Here is a 15,732-nt window from a genome sequence, read left to right on the forward strand (position 1 = left end):
AGCACGGCGCCGAGTACCACCCCGTCGTGCCGTCACTGCTGTCTCGGGAAAGGTCCCCGCATGCTCTCCGGGAACGGTCGTCACCGTCGCCCCCGCCAGGCTCCGGCTCTCATCGTCGCGGCCGGAGTGACCGGGTCCGCGATCGCCATTCCGCTGCTCGGCGCCACCGGCGCGAGCGCCGCCAGCGGTACGACGTGGGACAGGGTCGCGGAGTGCGAGAGCGGTGGCTCCTGGAGCGCGAACAACGGCAACGGCTACTACGGCGGTCTTCAGATCTCCCAGGACGACTGGCTGAAGTACGGCGGCTCGGACTACGCGGAGAGCCCCGACATGGCGAGCCGTTCGCAGCAGATAGCCGTGGCCGAGAGAATCCTCGCCGACCAGGGAGTCGGCGCCTGGCTCACCTGCGGACTGCTCGCCGGCCTGGACGGCGACTCCGGCGCGCCGGGCGTGGACACGGGCCTGGCCGCCGACGCGGCGTCGGGCGCGACGGCCACCCCGGACGACGAGGACTCCTCGGACAGCCGCGAGTCCGGCTTGTCCGACTCGTCGGAATCTACGGAATCATCCACTTCGGCGGATTCCGGTGAAAAGGGCGGAAAGGGCGGAAAGGGCAAGGGGTCTGAAAGCTCCGAAAGCTCTGAGTATTCCGGATCTGCCACGAATGGCCCGTCGTCTGACGCTTCGTCGTCCCCGGCGGACGGTTCCTCCGAGAGGGACGGTGAGGGTGCCGGCGACTCCCCTGCGGCCACCGCCAAGAGGGACGACTCGGACAACTCCGGACAGGCCGACTCCTCTTCGGAGTTCTCCACCGGCACCGGCCGCCACCGCGGTGAGAGCGCCGACGAGGACGCCGCCGACGCCCGTACGACCGAGCCCTCCGGCCGTCACGCCTCCCGTGACGCCGCGGCGGCGCGTGATGCGGCCGACGGCTCCTACACCGTCCGCTCCGGCGACAGCCTCTCGGGCATCGCGGACTCCCTTGAGCTGCAAGGCGGATGGACCGCGCTCTACGCCGAGAACAAGAAGACCGTCGGCGCCGACCCCAACCTCATCATCCCCGGTCAGACCCTTGAGGTAGGGGTCGAACCGGGCGAAAAGTAGCCGGAGTTCGCGTCACACTTCGGGGCTAATGTCCGTTATGAATGCGGTGAGAGATAGGTCTCAGAAGCCCTGATCCTCTTTGAAATCCGGCGGATCGCCTGCCTACGGTCGGGATCGCTCGCCATCGCGAGCCCCGGCTGCCGCAACGCCGAATCCTGCCAGCGGCCGTACGGGAACAGTCGTCGCGTCAAGCGCCGCAGGCAGGAGCGGGGGACCCAAGGTAAGTGCCGGGTCCGGCAGTTGAGGAGACTCGACGCCGGAACCGGCTAGGGGTGGAGCCGCAGCTCGCGAGAGCCGCGGCCGGGCAACTCAACCGGCCCGAACCCGACAGCTCACCTCGCAGGCGTCGGTGAGGGGATCGATCCATGCTGTTTTCCGGCAAGGGCAAGCACCGTCGTCCGTCCAAGGCCACCCGCGCCATCGCCGTCGCCGGTGTGGCCGGCGTCGCCGTCGCCGCACCGCTGATGGCGGCCGGCTCCGCCTCCGCCGCCACCGCGTCCGAGTGGGACGCCGTCGCCCAGTGCGAGTCCGGTGGCAACTGGTCCATCAACACCGGCAACGGCTACTACGGCGGTCTGCAGTTCTCCGCCTCCACCTGGGCCGCGTACGGCGGCACCCAGTACGCCGCCACCGCCGACCAGGCCAGCAAGGACCAGCAGATCGCCATCGCCGAGAAGGTCCTCGCGGGCCAGGGCAAGGGCGCCTGGCCGCACTGCGGCGTCAACCTGTCCAGCACCCCGTACGGCGGTGGCGCCGCCGCCTCGAACGACAGCGGCAGCGGCACCGCCGCCCGCGAGACCGAGGAGCAGAGCGCCTCCCGCTCCGCCGAGCGCCCGGCCGCCTCGCAGCAGACCGAGAAGGCCGAGAAGACCGTCACCACCCCGACCGGCAAGAAGGTCGAGAAGGGCGACGGCGAGTACAAGGTCGTCAAGGGCGACACCCTCAGCACGATCGCCGAGGAGCACGGCGTCGAGGGCGGCTGGCAGAGGCTGTTCGAGCTGAACAAGGACATCGTCGACGACGCCGACGTCATCTACCCGGGCCAGCAGCTGCACCTCAAGTAAGAGGGGCCCTTCAGACTCCCCGCCCCGGTGCGTGTTCCCCCGTACGCGCCGGGGCGGGGTTCTCTTTCATGGTCGTTTTTTCGAAACGGTCTTTGTTCCGTTCGGAAACAATTTACTCTCGGTTCCGTCCACGGGGTGGGCGGTCGGCTGGCCGATCGCGCCGAGCCGGATAGGCTCGTCTCGCAGAGCCACACCCGCGGCCTGCCAACCGCGTCACATCCATGAAGGAGATGCTCGTGCCGTCCATCGACGTCGTCGTAGCCCGGGAAATCCTCGACTCCCGAGGCACCCCCACGGTCGAGGTCGAGGTCGGCCTCGACGACGGCAGCACGGGTCGTGCCGCCGTCCCGTCCGGCGCCTCCACCGGCGCCTTCGAGGCCATCGAGCTCCGCGACGGCGACTCGAACCGCTACCTCGGCAAGGGTGTCGAGAAGGCCGTCCTGGCCGTCATCGAGCAGATCGGCCCGGAGCTCGTCGGCTACGACGCCACCGAGCAGCGCCTGATCGACCAGGCCATGTTCGACCTGGACGCCACCGACAACAAGGGCTCCCTCGGCGCCAACGCCATCCTCGGCGTCTCGCTCGCCGTCGCCCACGCCGCCTCCGAGGCCAGCGACCTCCCGCTCTTCCGCTACCTGGGCGGCCCGAACGCGCACCTGCTGCCGGTGCCGATGATGAACATCCTGAACGGCGGCTCGCACGCCGACTCCAACGTGGACATCCAGGAGTTCATGATCGCCCCGATCGGCGCGGAGTCCTTCTCCGAGGCGCTGCGCTGGGGTGCCGAGGTCTACCACACCCTCAAGAAGGTCCTGAAGGGCAAGGGCCTGGCCACCGGCCTCGGCGACGAGGGCGGCTTCGCCCCGAACCTCGGCTCCAACCGCGAGGCCCTCGACCTCATCCTCGAGGCCATCAAGGAGGCCGGCTACACCCCCGGCGAGCAGATCGCCCTCGCCCTCGACGTGGCCGCGTCCGAGTTCTACAAGGACGGCGTCTACACCTTCGAGGGCAAGGAGCGCTCGGCGGCCGAGATGACCGAGTACTACGCCGAGCTGGTCGACGCGTACCCGCTGGTCTCCATCGAGGACCCGCTGTTCGAGGACGACTGGGAGGGCTGGAAGACCATCACCGCCAAGCTCGGTGACAAGGTCCAGCTCGTCGGCGACGACCTGTTCGTCACCAACCCGGAGCGCCTGGCCCGCGGTATCGAGGAGGGCGCGGCCAACGCCCTGCTGGTGAAGGTGAACCAGATCGGCTCGCTCACCGAGACCCTGGACGCCGTCGAGCTGGCCCAGCGCAACGGCTTCAAGTGCATGATGTCCCACCGCTCCGGCGAGACCGAGGACGTCACCATCGCCGACCTGGCCGTCGCCACCAACTGCGGCCAGATCAAGACGGGCGCCCCGGCCCGCTCCGAGCGCGTCGCCAAGTACAACCAGCTGCTGCGCATCGAGGAGATCCTCGACGACGCCGCGGTGTACGCCGGCCGCAGCGCGTTCCCGCGGTTTCGCTCTGCGAACCAGTAAGCCCCGCAAGGGCTGAGGCACGCGCCTGTAGGAAGCGTCGTACGTACGTCCCCGTACTCGGTCCCGTACCGTGTGCGGGGACGTACGCACGTACACGCGCCGGTGAAGACGCGCAAGCGAACGGGGAGGCGGGACGATGGCCGTGAAGGACCGGGACCGGTTCTCCACCGCGACCAGGATCAGACTGCTGGGCGAGCAGACCGCCGCCCGGGTCTACCGCTCGCAGACCCGGCGCCAGGCCCGCCGCTCCCGGCTGACCGGCCGGGCCGCCCTGCTCGCGCTGGTGGTCTGCTCGCTGGTCGTGGCGCTGGCCTACCCGATAAGGCAGTACGTCGCCCAGCGCGCCGAGATCGCCGATCTGCAGCGGGAGCAGCAGCAGGCCCGGGAGCGCGTCGAACAGCTGCGCGACCAGAAGGCGCGGTGGCAGGACGACGCGTACGCCGAGCAGCAGATCCGGCAGCGGCTGCACTATGTGATGCCCGGGGAGACCGGGTACGTGGTGATCGACCCGGACGCGGTCAAGCAGTCGCGCGCCGACACGGGTGCGGCCGACCGCCCCTGGTACTCGAACGTCTGGGACGGCGTCGACAAGGCCGACGCCGCCGACGTCCCGGACAGTTGACACGGACACAGAAAGACAGGCATGGAAACGCCCCCGCCGCCCACCCCGCGCACCGAGCCCACCGACGCGGACGTCGAGGCCTTCAAGCAGCAGCTCGGCCGTCCGCCGCGCGGGCTGCGCGCGATCGCGCACCGCTGCCCCTGCGGGCAGCCGGACGTCGTGGAGACGGCCCCGCGGCTGCCCGACGGCACGCCCTTCCCGACGCTGTACTACCTGACGTGCCCCAAGGCCAACTCGGCCATCGGCACGCTGGAGGCCGACGGCGTGATGAAGGAGATGACGGCCCGGCTGGAGAGCGATCCGGAGCTGGCCGCCGCCTACCGCGCCGCGCACGAGGACTACGTCCGGCGCCGGGACGAGATCGAGGAGCTGAAGGGCTTCCCCAGCGCCGGCGGCATGCCGGACCGGGTCAAGTGCCTGCACGTCCTGGTCGCGCACTCGCTGGCCGCCGGGCCCGGTGTGAACCCGCTGGGCGACGAGGCCCTCGCGATGCTGCCGGAGTGGTGGCGCAAGGGTGCCTGCGTGACCCTGCCGGGGACGTCCGACACCGAGGAGGCCGCGCAGTGACCCGGGTCGCCGCCATCGACTGCGGTACGAACTCCATCCGCCTGCTGGTCGCCGACTGCGACCCGGACACCGGCGAACTCGTCGAACTGGACCGCCGTATGACGATCGTGCGGCTCGGCCAGGGCGTCGACCGCACCGGACGGCTGGCACCCGAGGCGCTGGAGCGGACCTTCGCGGCCTGCCGCGAGTACGCCGAGGTCATCAAGGAGTACGGCGCCGAGCGGCTGCGTTTCGTGGCCACCTCGGCCTCCCGGGACGCCGAGAACCGGGACGACTTCGTACGCGGGGTGCTGGACATCCTGGGGGTCGAGCCCGAGGTGATCAGCGGCGACCAGGAGGCGGAGTTCTCCTTCACGGGAGCCACGAAGGAGCTGGGCGGCCGCACCGACCTCACCACCCCCTACCTCGTCGTGGACATCGGCGGCGGCTCCACCGAGTTCGTCGTCGGCGACGGGCGGGTGCGGGCCGCTCGCTCGGTGGACGTCGGCTGCGTCCGGATGACCGAGCGGCACCTGGTGCACGAGGGCGCGGTCACGGACCCGCCCACCGGGGAGCAGATCGCGGCGATGCGGGCCGACATCGAGGCCGCGCTCGACCTGGCCGAGGAGACGGTGCCGCTGCGCGAGGCGCACACCCTGGTCGGCCTGGCCGGCTCGGTGACGACGGTGTCGGCGATCGCGCAGGAGCTGCCGGAGTACGACTCGCAGGCCATCCACCACTCCCGGATCTCCCACGACAAGGTCCGGGAGATCACCGAGTGGCTGCTGCACTCCACGCACGCCGAGCGCGCGGCCGTGCCGTCGATGCACCCGGGGCGGGTGGACGTGATCGCCGCGGGAGCCCTCGTCCTTCTGTCGATCATGGAGCGGATCGGCGCCGAGGAGGTCGTGGTGAGCGAGCACGACATCCTGGACGGCATCGCCTGGTCGGTGGCGTAGCTCTCTTTTGTTACTTGCCAGTAGCCGCCGGTTGAGCAGCCCGGATAGCGTATGAGCAACCTCGAGGGGCCCTCCGCGGGCCCCTCGTTGACGTACCGTCGGGAAAGTTCGTGAAGTTCTTCACAAGGAATTCGGTCCTCCCGGGGTGTCGGAAGGGGTCGGTTGGCCCTTTCGGGGGCCTGAACGGCCTTTGAACATGTTCAGAAGGGGCGCCCGGGGTGCCTTCGGATCGCGTGCCCGGGAGGGTGTTTCCGACCGCTCACACCCCGAACGACTATCCAGAGAGGCAGCTCACGCGGCATTGACAACGGGTCCGCCCGCGTGACGGTTCCCGTACTTGGACATGATCTAAGTCACGCGAGCCGGGGAGTGTAACACGGGCCCTGTCGGAGCTTGTGAAGGGGCGCACGAGCCACCCCCTCCAGACGGGTGGATACTCGATGGCATGAGCACCACGGAGCGTCCCAGGATCCTCGTAGTAGGCGGTGGGTACGTAGGCCTGTACGCAGCTCGGCGCATCCTCAAGAAGATGCGCTACGGAGAGGCGACCGTCACGGTCGTCGACCCCCGGTCGTACATGACCTACCAGCCCTTCCTCCCCGAAACCGCCGCCGGCAACATCTCCCCGCGTCACGTCGTCGTCCCGCTGCGGCGCGTGCTCCCCAAGGCGGAGGTCCTCACCGGCCGGGTCACCACCATCGACCAGGACCGCAAGGTCGCCACGATCGCCCCGCTGGTCGGCGAGGCGTACGAGCTGCCCTTCGACTACCTGGTCATCGCGCTCGGCGCCGTCTCCCGCACCTTCCCGATCCCCGGCCTCGCCGAGCAGGGCATCGGCATGAAGGGCATCGAGGAGGCCATCGGCCTGCGCAACCACGTGCTGGAGCAGCTCGACAAGGCCGACTCCACCACGGACGAGGAGATCCGCCGCAAGGCGCTCACCTTCGTCTTCATCGGCGGTGGCTTCGCCGGCGCCGAGACCATCGGCGAGGTCGAGGACATGGCCCGCGACGCGGCCAAGTACTACAAGAACGTGTCCCGCGAGGACATGCGCTTCATCCTCGTCGACGCGGCGGACAAGATCCTTCCCGAGGTCGGCCCCAAGCTCGGCCAGTACGGCAAGGAGCACCTGGAGAGCCGCGGCGTGGAGATCTACCTCTCCACCTCGATGGACTCCTGCGTGGACGGCCACGTCGTGCTGAAGAACGGCCTCGAGGTCGACTCCAACACCATCGTCTGGACCGCCGGCGTCAAGCCGAACCCGGTCCTCGCCCGCTACGGCCTCCCGCTGGGCCCCCGCGGTCACGTCGACACCGCCGCCACCCTCCAGGTGCAGGGCACCGACTACATCTGGGCCGCCGGCGACAACGCCCAGGTCCCAGACCTCGTCGGCCGCAAGGCGGGCAACGAGAACGCCTGGTGCCCGCCGAACGCCCAGCACGCGCTGCGCCAGGCCAAGGTCCTCGGCGACAACGTGGTCTCCGGCATGCGGGGCTTCCCGCAGAAGGAGTACAGCCACGCCAACAAGGGCGCGGTCGCGGGCCTCGGCCTGCACAAGGGCGTCGCGATGATCGTCATGGGCAAGATGAAGATCAAGCTCAAGGGCCGTCTCGCCTGGTACATGCACCGCGGCTACCACGGTCTGGCCATGCCGACCTGGAACCGCAAGATCCGCGTCTTCGCGGACTGGACGCTCGGCATGTTCCTCAAGCGCGAGGTCGTCGCCCTCGGCGCCCTGGAGTCCCCGCGCGAGGAGTTCTACGAGGCCGCCAAGCCGGCCCCGGCTCCGGCCCCCGCGGCCGCCGCGCCGAAGTCGGAGGAGAAGGCCAAGGCCTCCTGACCTCACGGTCACCTCTGTCCACGCCCTGAAGGGGCCGCCCGCCATCCGTGGTGCGGGCGGCCCCTTCGGCGTTGCCGCGAAGAGGCCGGCGAAGCTGAGTACGCGCATGAGTACGACCGCTCAGGCCCGCCCCGGCCGGCTCGGCGAAGCTGACGGCATGACCATGACCCCCGTCCTCCAGCAGCCGCCCACCGGCCCGAAGCGCCGCCCGAAGCTCGCGATCACCGTGGTGCCGGCGCTGGTCCTGGCCCTGGCCGCCGGAGGTCTCGCCCTCTGGCGGGCGGCGCACGACGGCGAAGACGGTCCGCTGGCCGGACGGCCCCGCGTGAAGGACACGGCGGCCGGCCTGTCGTACGCCCTCCCCGAGGGCTGGAAGCGCAGCGACGGCGACCTGATCGACAGCTTCACGTCCTCGATCACCCACGAGCACACCGGCGGAGAAGGCGGCAGTGTCGTCCTCGCCGGCCGGGGCGGCGCGGTCCCGGACGACGGCCTGAAGATGTACACCGAGCGGTGGGCCCGCTCCAACGCCGAGTTCTTCTACCCCGACGGCGGTTCGACCGTGACCCGGTCCGAGCCCACCACCACCGACGGCCGGCCCGCACACACGGTCGCCCTGCGGGTGGCGGACGAAGAGGGCTCAACAGGCCACCTCCGCCTGACGGTCATCGCCGTCGACGACACCCGGACCGCGTTCCTCCTCACCGTCGTCCAGCCGGCCACAGCCCCAGAGGACGAGACGGCGGACGCGGTGCTGGAGAGCGCCGCCGTGCTCTGAGGCGACCGGATCACGCCGAGGGCTCACCGGGCGGGCAATACGGGGGTTTTGCTCAGACGTGACGCGCGTGGGGGACTGCGATGGGACCCCGTAGGTGTTTACGTGGTGTCGGACTTTCCGGGATCGCTGTCACGGAGGTGTGCACCATGTCGGACGCCGCGCCGCGGCTGAAGGGGCTCGTCGAGCAGATGCTGGGGGCGCCGCTGCCTATGCGTATCCGCGCCTGGGACGGATCGCAGGCAGGGCCGCCGGGCGCGCCGGCGCTGGTGGTGCGCAATCGGCGGGCGTTGCGCAGGCTGTTGTGGAAGCCGGGGGAGCTGGGGCTGGCCCGGGCCTGGGTCGCGGGGGACCTCGAGGTCGAGGGCGACCTCTACACCGCGCTCGGTCTGATGGCGGGGCTCCTCTGGGAGCGGGGGGAGGACGCCCGGACGGTCGCGCAGGCGCTGCGGGACCCCGAGGTGCGGGCCACCGTGCGCGGGCTGCTGCGGATGGCGGGGCCCGCGCTGCCGCCCGCCCCGCCCCGCGAGGAGGTCCGGCGGCGGCGGGGCCAGCACACCCGGCGCAGCGACAAGCGGGCCATCAGCCATCACTACGACGTGGGCAACGACTTCTACGAGCTCGTTCTCGGGCCGTCCATGGTGTACTCGTGCGCCTACTGGGAGGCCCCCGAGGCCGAGGGCGGCACGTTGGAGGACGCCCAGCGGGACAAGCTCGAACTGGTCGCACGGAAGCTTGGTCTGAAGCCCGGTCAGCGGCTGCTCGACGTCGGCTGCGGCTGGGGTTCCATGGCCATTCACGCCGCCCGCGAGCACGGGGTGAGCGTCGTCGGCATCACACTCTCGCAGGAGCAGGCCACCTACGCCCGCAAGCGCGTCGCCGACGAGGGGCTGACCGACCGGGTGGAGATCAGGGTGCAGGACTACCGGGACGTCACCGACGTGCCGTACGACGCGATCTCGTCGATCGGGATGGCCGAGCATGTCGGGGCCGAGCGGTACCTGGAGTACGCCGAGCATCTGTACGCCCTGCTCAAGCCGGGCGGGCGGCTGCTCAACCACCAGATCGCGCGGCGGCCGCAGCGCGACGAGTCGGCGTACAACGTCGACGAGTTCATCGACGCCTACGTCTTCCCCGACGGGGAGCTGGCGCCCGTCGGCACCACCGTGACCCAGCTGGAGCGCGCCGGGTTCGAGGTGCGGGACGTGGAGTCGATCCGCGAGCACTACGCACTCACCCTGCGCAGCTGGGTCAGACGTCTGGAGGAGGGCTGGGAGCGGGCCGTGCGACTGACGAGCCCCGGCCGGGCCCGGGTCTGGCGGCTGTACATGGCCGCCTCGGCGCTGTCCTTCGAGCGCAACCGCATCGGCGTCAACCAGGTGCTCGCCGTGCGCACCCCGGAGCCGGGGGCTTCCGGGATGCCGCTGCGGGCGCGCACCTGGAACGTCGCCTGAGCGAGGAGGAGTGCGTCAGGGCCCCGCTCCCTTGCGGAGCGGGGCCCTGGGTGTCGTGGTGACGGCTGCCGCCGCTACTCCGACTTGATCGCCGCCAGCATGTTCAGGCGTGCCGCGCGCCGGGCCGGCCACAGGGCGGCCAGGACGCCCACGGTGGCCGCCAGCAGCAGGAACACCGCCATCCGCGCCCAGGGCAGGACCAGTTCGTACGTCGCCATCCTGCTCGCCAGCAGCTCACCGGCCGCCCAGCCGAAGAACACGCCGAGGCCGATGCCGAGCACGCCGCCGAAGAGGGAGATGACCAGGGACTCCAGGCGGACCATCCGCTTGATGCCCTTGCGGTCCAGGCCGATCGCGCGGAGCATGCCGATCTCCTGGGACCGCTCGAAGACCGACATCGCCAGGGTGTTGATGACGCCGAGGACGGCGACGATCACCGCCATGGCCAGCAGGCCGTACAGCATGTTCAGCATCAGGGTGAACATGCTCGCGATCTCGTTGGAGATGTCCCTCTTGTCCTGGACCTTGATCGCCGGGTTGCTGCCGAGGGCCTTCTCCAGGCGGTCCTTCGTCGCCTCGGACGCGCCGTCGTCGGTCTTCACCATGACCTGCATGTCGACCGGGTCGCTCTGGTGCGGGGTGAGGACGGAGAGATCGAGCATGATGCCGCGCATCATCTCGTTGGCCTGGTAGACACCGGCGACGGTCAGCTTCTCCTTCTCGCCGTCCTCGAACGAGGCGGTGAAGACCGAGCCCGCCTTCCAGCCGTGCGTCTTCGCGGTGCCGTCGTCCACGACGACCCGGTCGCCGCCGACCTCGAACGCGCCGTCGTCGACGGGCAGCTCGGTCAGGTCGCCGATGGTGGTGCCGGTGACACCGGTCAGGTACTCGGTGTCGCCGTCGATCCGGGCCGGCGCGTTGCGCAGCGGGCTGGTGGCGGTGACGCCCTCGGTCTCCTTCAGCTTCTTGTCGACGTCCGGGGAGAGGGGGTTGTAGTTCGCCATGGAGACGACGTAGTCCGCGCGGATCGCGTCCGAGGCCATCTTGTCGATCGACTTCTGCAGGCTGCCCGCCATCACCGTCATGCCGGTGATCAGGGTCAGGCCGATCATCAGGGCGGAGGCGGTGGCGGCCGTACGGCGCGGGTTGCGCACCGAGTTCTGGCGGGCCAGCCTGCCCGACACCCCGAAGATCCGCAGCACCGGCGCCGCGGCGGCGATCAGTGGCCGGGACAGCAGCGGGGTCAGCACGAACACGCCGATGATCAGCAGGCAGGCGCCGAGGCCCATCGGGGCCTGGCCGTCCGAGCCGCCCATGGTGGTCGCTGCGAGGACGACGGTGACGCCCGCGGCGGCGAACAGCGCGCCGATCGTGTTGCGCAGCACCAGCGACTTCACCGTCGCCTGGGCGTGCACGCTGCTCATCGCCGCCACCGGCGGGATCTTCGCGGCGCGCCGGCTGGGCAGCCAGGCGGCGAGCATGGTGATCAGGACGCCGACCGCGAGGGCGGCGAGGACCGTGCCTGGGGTGATCACCAGCGGCCCGTCGGGCACCGTCTCACCGAGCGAGCCCATCAGGGAGCGCAGTCCGGCGCCGATGCCGATGCCCGCGACGAGGCCGGTCACGGCGGCGACCACACCCACCACGAACGCCTCGATCAGCACCGACCGGGTGACCTGGCGGCGGGAGGCGCCGACGGCGCGCAGCAGCGCCAGTTCCTTGGTGCGCTGGGCGACCAGCATGGTGAAGGTGTTGGCGATGATGAACGTGCCGACGAACAGCGCGATCCCGGCGAAGACCAGCAGCCCCTGCTTCATCCCGCTCATCGAGGAGGCGATCGCCTCCGACTGGTCGTCGGCGAGCCGCTTGCCGGTGGTGGTCTCGGCGACGTCCTTCGGCAGCGCCTTGTCCAGCTCCGCCTTGAGCGCGGCCTGGGTGACACCGGCCTTCGCCGTGACGGCGATCTCGTCGTAGGTGCCCGGCTTGCCGAACAGCCGCTGCGCGGTCTGCGTGTCGAAGAGGGCGAGGCTGCCGCCGGCGGCGACGTTGCCGTCGTCGGTGGTGAAGACGCCGGAGATCTTCGGGGTCAGCACCGGGCCGTCCACCGACAGGCGCAGGGTGTCGCCGACCCGGTAGCCGGTGCGCTCGGCGGTCTCGGAGTCGATGAGGATCTCGCCGCGGCCCTTGGGGGCGTGGCCCTCGACGAGCGGGTAGCGCGGGTCCTCGGTGCCCCAGTAGTTGCCGCCCTGCGACTGGAAGCCGCCGCCGACCAGCTTGCCGTCCTTGTCGGCGATCGCGGCGAAGCCGCGGACGACGCCGATGGCGCGGGCGGCGCCCGGCACCGAGGCGCTCTCGTCGAGCACCGCCTGGTTCAGCTCGGCCGGCTTGCCGACCTTGTCGCCCTCGGCGTCCTGGTACTTCGGCTGTACGGCGACGTCGATCTGGTCGAAGCCCTTGGCGGAGCTCTTCTGGTAGGCGTCGGAGATGGTGTTGGTGAAGACCAGGGTCCCCGACACGAAGGCCACGCCGAGCATCACGGCGAGCACGGTCATCAGGAGCCGGGCCTTGTGCGCGAGTACGTTGCGCAAGGCGGTACGGAACATGGTTTCTTCTCAGTCCAGGGTGGGTGGCGGGAATCGACGCCGGCACGTCAGCTGGTGCGGCCCTTGCCGTCGAACTCGGGGGTCCGGGGGTTCCCCCCGGGAAGATGCCGCATGCGGTCCAGCACCGACTCCGCCGTCGGCCCGTACACCTCGTCCACGATCCGGCCGTCCGCGAGGAACACCACGCGGTCCGCGTACGCCGCCGCCACCGGGTCGTGGGTCACCATCACCACGGTCTGCTGCAGTTCGCGCACCGAGTTGCGCAGGAAGCCCAGCACCTCGGCACCCGAGCGGGAGTCGAGGTTTCCGGTCGGCTCGTCGCCGAAAATGATGTCCGGCCTGGAGGCGAGGGCGCGGGCGACCGCGACGCGCTGCTGCTGGCCGCCGGAGAGCTGGGCGGGGCGGTGGCTGAGCCGGTCGGACAGGCCGACCATCCGGATCACGGTGTCCACCCACTGCTTGTCCGGCTTGCGGCCCGCGATGTCCATCGGGAGGGTGATGTTCTCCAGCGCGGTCAGGGTCGGCAGCAGGTTGAAGGCCTGGAAGATGAAGCCGATCTTGTCCCGGCGCAGCTTGGTGAGCTGCTTGTCCTTCAGCGAGCCCAGTTCGGTGTCGCCGATGCGCACGGAACCGGAGGAGAAGGTGTCCAGGCCGGCCACGCAGTGCATCAGGGTGGACTTGCCGGAACCGGAGGGGCCCATGATCGCGGTGAACTCGGCCTGCCGGAACTCGACGGAGACCCGGTCCAGGGCGACCACCTGGGTCTCGCCGTGTCCGTAGATCTTCGACAGCTCCGTGGCACGGGCGGCCACCGCGGTGGTCCGGGCGGCGAGGGGAGTCGTGGTCACGGGAAGGCGCTCCTGTCGGGACGGGGATCGAGGACGTGATCCATCGTTCCGGTCACGGGGCGCCGTGTAGTCAGCCGCTGTTCCGGTTCCGGGGGGCGACTTCGGTCGGACCGGGCGGGCCCGTGTCATACCTGGGGATGACGGCCGACCCTGAGCCGCCGGCGGATCGGCGCGACGGCCGCGCACGACGGGTGAGCGGGCCGAGAACAGGTGGTGCGCCCTTCTTCGGGCGGTGAAATTCCGTCATTCCGCGTACACGGCCGGGCGGCGCACGTAAGGCTATTGGCAAGTGAGGATGGCGTGTTCCGAGTGCTGATGCACCCTCAGACGTCAATAAAATAAGACAACATCGGTCCGTCGGTCCGCTGTTCGGGGGACCTGCCCCGATAGGCTCGGGATCTCGATGCGGAGCCCATGGCCTGCCCGGATGGTGGAATGCAGACACGGCGAGCTTAAACCTCGCTGCCCCTCGCGGGCGTACCGGTTCGAGTCCGGTTCCGGGCACTCCGACGCCTTCACACTGCGTGCAGCATGCATTGAAGTCTTCACCGCACCGGCCCCACGGTGACGAGATCGTCACCGTGGGGCCACGGTTCGGTCCCTCACGTGCCGGGAATCACCCGGACGCGTAGCGTGTTGCCCAGCATGTGGGGGGAAAGATCCTCCCCAAGCACTAGGGTCATTCCTTTGCCTGTCTATTACTCTTGAGCCAAGGCTACGCAGGGTGGCCATGGAGGAGTGAAATGAGGAGCAGCAACCCGGTCTTCTCGCGACGGGGGTTCAGCCGCGACAACGGCTACGCGGGCTTCAACACCGCGCCGCAGGCCGGGGGCGCAGCGGTAGGCACGCAGGGCAACCCGTACGCCACGGGCAACCCCTACGCCCAGCCCGGCGCCGGCGGCAACCCGTACGCGCAGAACCCTTACGCCCAGAACCCGTACGGCCAGGACGTCCAGCACGGCGCCCCGCAGGCCCCGGTCGCCACCGGCAACCGGATGACGATGGACGACGTCGTCATGCGCTCGGCCATGACGCTCGGCACCGTCGTCGTCGGCGCGGTCCTCGCCTGGGCCCTGCTGCCGGTGTCGTCGACCAGCTACGGCCTGGCCATCGGCGCCGCGCTGGTCGCCTTCGTCCTGGCGATGGTCCAGTCGTTCAAGCGCAAGGCGTCCCCCGCGCTGATCCTGTCGTACGCCGCCTTCGAGGGCGTCTTCCTCGGCGTGATCAGCGAGATGTTCAACAGCCAGTGGTCCGGCGCGCCCTTCCAGGCGGTCCTCGGCACCATGGCCGTCTCCGGCGCCACGCTGCTGGTCTACAAGGCCGGCTGGGTCCGCGTCACCGCGCGCTACGCCCGCATCGGCATGACGATCGCCCTGGCGTTCGTCCTGGTCATGGCGGTCAACCTGCTGCTGGTCGTCTTCGGCGTCGCCGAGGACGGCGGACTGCGCAGCATGGGCCCGCTCGGTGCGATCGTCGGCATTCTCGCGATCGTGCTCGGCGCGTTCTTCCTGACCCTCGACTTCAAGCAGATCGAGGACGGCATCGCGTACGGCGCGCCGCGCGAGGAGTCCTGGCTGGCCGCGTTCGGCCTGACCATGACCCTGGTGTGGATCTACATCGAGATGCTGCGGCTGGTCGCCATCTTCTCGGGTGACGACTGACCGGCCCAGGATGTGAGGCAGTGACACGACGAAGGGCCCCGGGTTCGTCCCGGGGCCCTTCGCTGTGCGCGGCGCACTCACAACCTGCGCGCCGCCCTCCTCAGGTCGTACTCGTGGATGAGGGCTTTGGCGTGGCCGTACGCCAGGTCGTACTCGTGGCGCAGCCAGCTGACCTTCTCCTCGAAACGGAGCGCGGGACCGTCCTCGACGGTGCGCAGCCAGTCGGCGACTTCACGACCGGTGCAATGGGGGATGCGGGCGAGCAGATTGCGGTGGGTCTCCTCGGAGAAGACTTGGGACATCGGCGCCTCCATACGCAAGGGGATGTAAGCCGGTCCTTCAAGTCACCGTGCCTGAGCGTTCGCCCGTTGGCAACAGTCCCGGTACGGGGCGTAGGGTCGCGGCGTGGTTGATACGACGCCTTTGACCCGTGCGGTGGATCACTTCGCCGATCGTCTGAGGGCCGCGCCGCAGAGTCGCCTGCAGCGGAGCGCTGCCGCTGCGGCTTTGGAGTTGGCCAGGGAGCTTGCCCGGTGGGCGCAGGAGCTGGAGACGCCGGGGGTTGAGCCTCGGGTGATGCCGGACGCGGGGATGTTCGCGGCGGCTGATCAAGTGATTGTCGCCGCGCATGACCTCGCGGTCGTGTTGCGGAGTGACGCCGAGGTCGCTGACGCCGTGCGGTTGGTCGAGGACGCGCAGAAGCGGGCGGGGATCTGAGCGTCGGCGGCGG

The 15,732-nt window shown here is 70.0% G+C and carries 14 protein-coding genes, 1 tRNA gene and 1 riboswitch; of the genes, 12 read left to right on the top strand and 3 right to left on the bottom strand.

Translation table 11 applies throughout. The features are described 5' to 3' along the window. Positions 1-60: 60 nt before the first annotated feature. From ACSU6L_RS22050 to ACSU6L_RS22090, 9 genes are all read left to right on the top strand, one after another. Entirely contained in the window at positions 61-1,104 is a 1,044-nt protein-coding gene (locus ACSU6L_RS22050; RefSeq protein WP_437059290.1) for a transglycosylase family protein, read from the top strand. A gap of 182 nt (positions 1,105-1,286) precedes the next feature. Continuing rightward, positions 1,287-1,465: riboswitch (cyclic di-AMP (ydaO/yuaA leader) on the top strand. 4 nt (positions 1,466-1,469) lie between these two features. After that, positions 1,470-2,168, top strand: coding sequence for a transglycosylase family protein (locus ACSU6L_RS22055; RefSeq protein WP_437059292.1), 699 nt, complete (start codon positions 1,470-1,472; stop codon positions 2,166-2,168). 236 nt (positions 2,169-2,404) lie between these two features. Further along, positions 2,405-3,694: a phosphopyruvate hydratase gene (eno, locus tag ACSU6L_RS22060; protein WP_437059294.1), complete on the top strand. Its 1,290-nt coding sequence runs from the start codon at positions 2,405-2,407 to the stop codon at positions 3,692-3,694. Between the two features lie 136 nt (positions 3,695-3,830). Beyond that, on the top strand, positions 3,831-4,316 hold the full coding sequence (locus ACSU6L_RS22065; protein WP_437059296.1) for an FtsB family cell division protein: 486 nt from the start codon (positions 3,831-3,833) through the stop codon (positions 4,314-4,316). A 21-nt stretch (positions 4,317-4,337) separates the two neighbouring features. Beyond that, entirely contained in the window at positions 4,338-4,883 is a 546-nt protein-coding gene (locus ACSU6L_RS22070) for a DUF501 domain-containing protein (RefSeq protein WP_437059298.1), read from the top strand. Next, entirely contained in the window at positions 4,880-5,821 is a 942-nt protein-coding gene (locus tag ACSU6L_RS22075) for a Ppx/GppA phosphatase family protein (RefSeq protein ID WP_437059300.1), read from the top strand. Before ACSU6L_RS22070 ends, ACSU6L_RS22075 begins: the two co-directional genes overlap by 4 nt. Positions 5,822-6,266: 445 nt before the next feature. Continuing rightward, positions 6,267-7,661, top strand: coding sequence for an NAD(P)/FAD-dependent oxidoreductase (locus ACSU6L_RS22080; protein ID WP_073941368.1), 1,395 nt, complete (start codon positions 6,267-6,269; stop codon positions 7,659-7,661). Positions 7,662-7,767: 106 nt separating this feature from the next. Beyond that, positions 7,768-8,439 carry a hypothetical protein gene (locus ACSU6L_RS22085; RefSeq protein ID WP_437059302.1) on the top strand — a complete coding sequence of 224 codons (672 nt, stop codon included), beginning with the start codon at positions 7,768-7,770 and terminating at the stop codon, positions 8,437-8,439. A 146-nt stretch (positions 8,440-8,585) separates the two neighbouring features. Continuing rightward, positions 8,586-9,890 carry a class I SAM-dependent methyltransferase gene (locus tag ACSU6L_RS22090; protein WP_437059304.1) on the top strand — a complete coding sequence of 435 codons (1,305 nt, stop codon included), beginning with the start codon at positions 8,586-8,588 and terminating at the stop codon, positions 9,888-9,890. A 74-nt stretch (positions 9,891-9,964) separates the two neighbouring features. Here the strand turns inward: ACSU6L_RS22090 and ACSU6L_RS22095 are convergent, their stop codons facing one another. Together ACSU6L_RS22095 and ACSU6L_RS22100 are read right to left on the bottom strand one after the other, a co-directional pair. Beyond that, the gene (locus ACSU6L_RS22095; RefSeq protein WP_437059306.1) at positions 9,965-12,493 is read right to left on the bottom strand and encodes an ABC transporter permease; all 2,529 of its coding nucleotides are present in this window, start codon (positions 12,491-12,493) and stop codon (positions 9,965-9,967) included. A 47-nt stretch (positions 12,494-12,540) separates the two neighbouring features. Continuing rightward, positions 12,541-13,341 (bottom strand): ABC transporter ATP-binding protein, encoded by an 801-nt coding sequence (locus ACSU6L_RS22100; RefSeq protein WP_437059308.1) that lies wholly within the window; start codon positions 13,339-13,341, stop codon positions 12,541-12,543. Between the two features lie 421 nt (positions 13,342-13,762). Here ACSU6L_RS22100 and ACSU6L_RS22105 point away from each other — a divergent pair. After that, positions 13,763-13,845 (top strand) — tRNA-Leu (locus ACSU6L_RS22105). A 239-nt stretch (positions 13,846-14,084) separates the two neighbouring features. Then, entirely contained in the window at positions 14,085-15,002 is a 918-nt protein-coding gene (locus ACSU6L_RS22110) for a Bax inhibitor-1/YccA family membrane protein (RefSeq protein ID WP_437059310.1), read from the top strand. Positions 15,003-15,079: 77 nt separating this feature from the next. On the opposite strand, the gene ACSU6L_RS22115 is transcribed toward ACSU6L_RS22110, so the two are convergent. After that, positions 15,080-15,304, bottom strand: coding sequence for a DUF4287 domain-containing protein (locus ACSU6L_RS22115; RefSeq protein WP_073941781.1), 225 nt, complete (start codon positions 15,302-15,304; stop codon positions 15,080-15,082). A gap of 103 nt (positions 15,305-15,407) precedes the next feature. On the opposite strand from ACSU6L_RS22115, the gene ACSU6L_RS22120 reads away from it, so the two are divergent. Further along, complete coding sequence (locus ACSU6L_RS22120) at positions 15,408-15,719, top strand: hypothetical protein (RefSeq protein ID WP_437059312.1); 312 nt, start codon at positions 15,408-15,410, stop codon at positions 15,717-15,719. The last annotated feature ends 13 nt before the right edge of the window (positions 15,720-15,732 follow it).

The sequence above is a fragment of the Streptomyces sp. enrichment culture genome, from assembly GCF_964272855.1.
Lineage (GTDB): Bacteria > Actinomycetota > Actinomycetes > Streptomycetales > Streptomycetaceae > Streptomyces.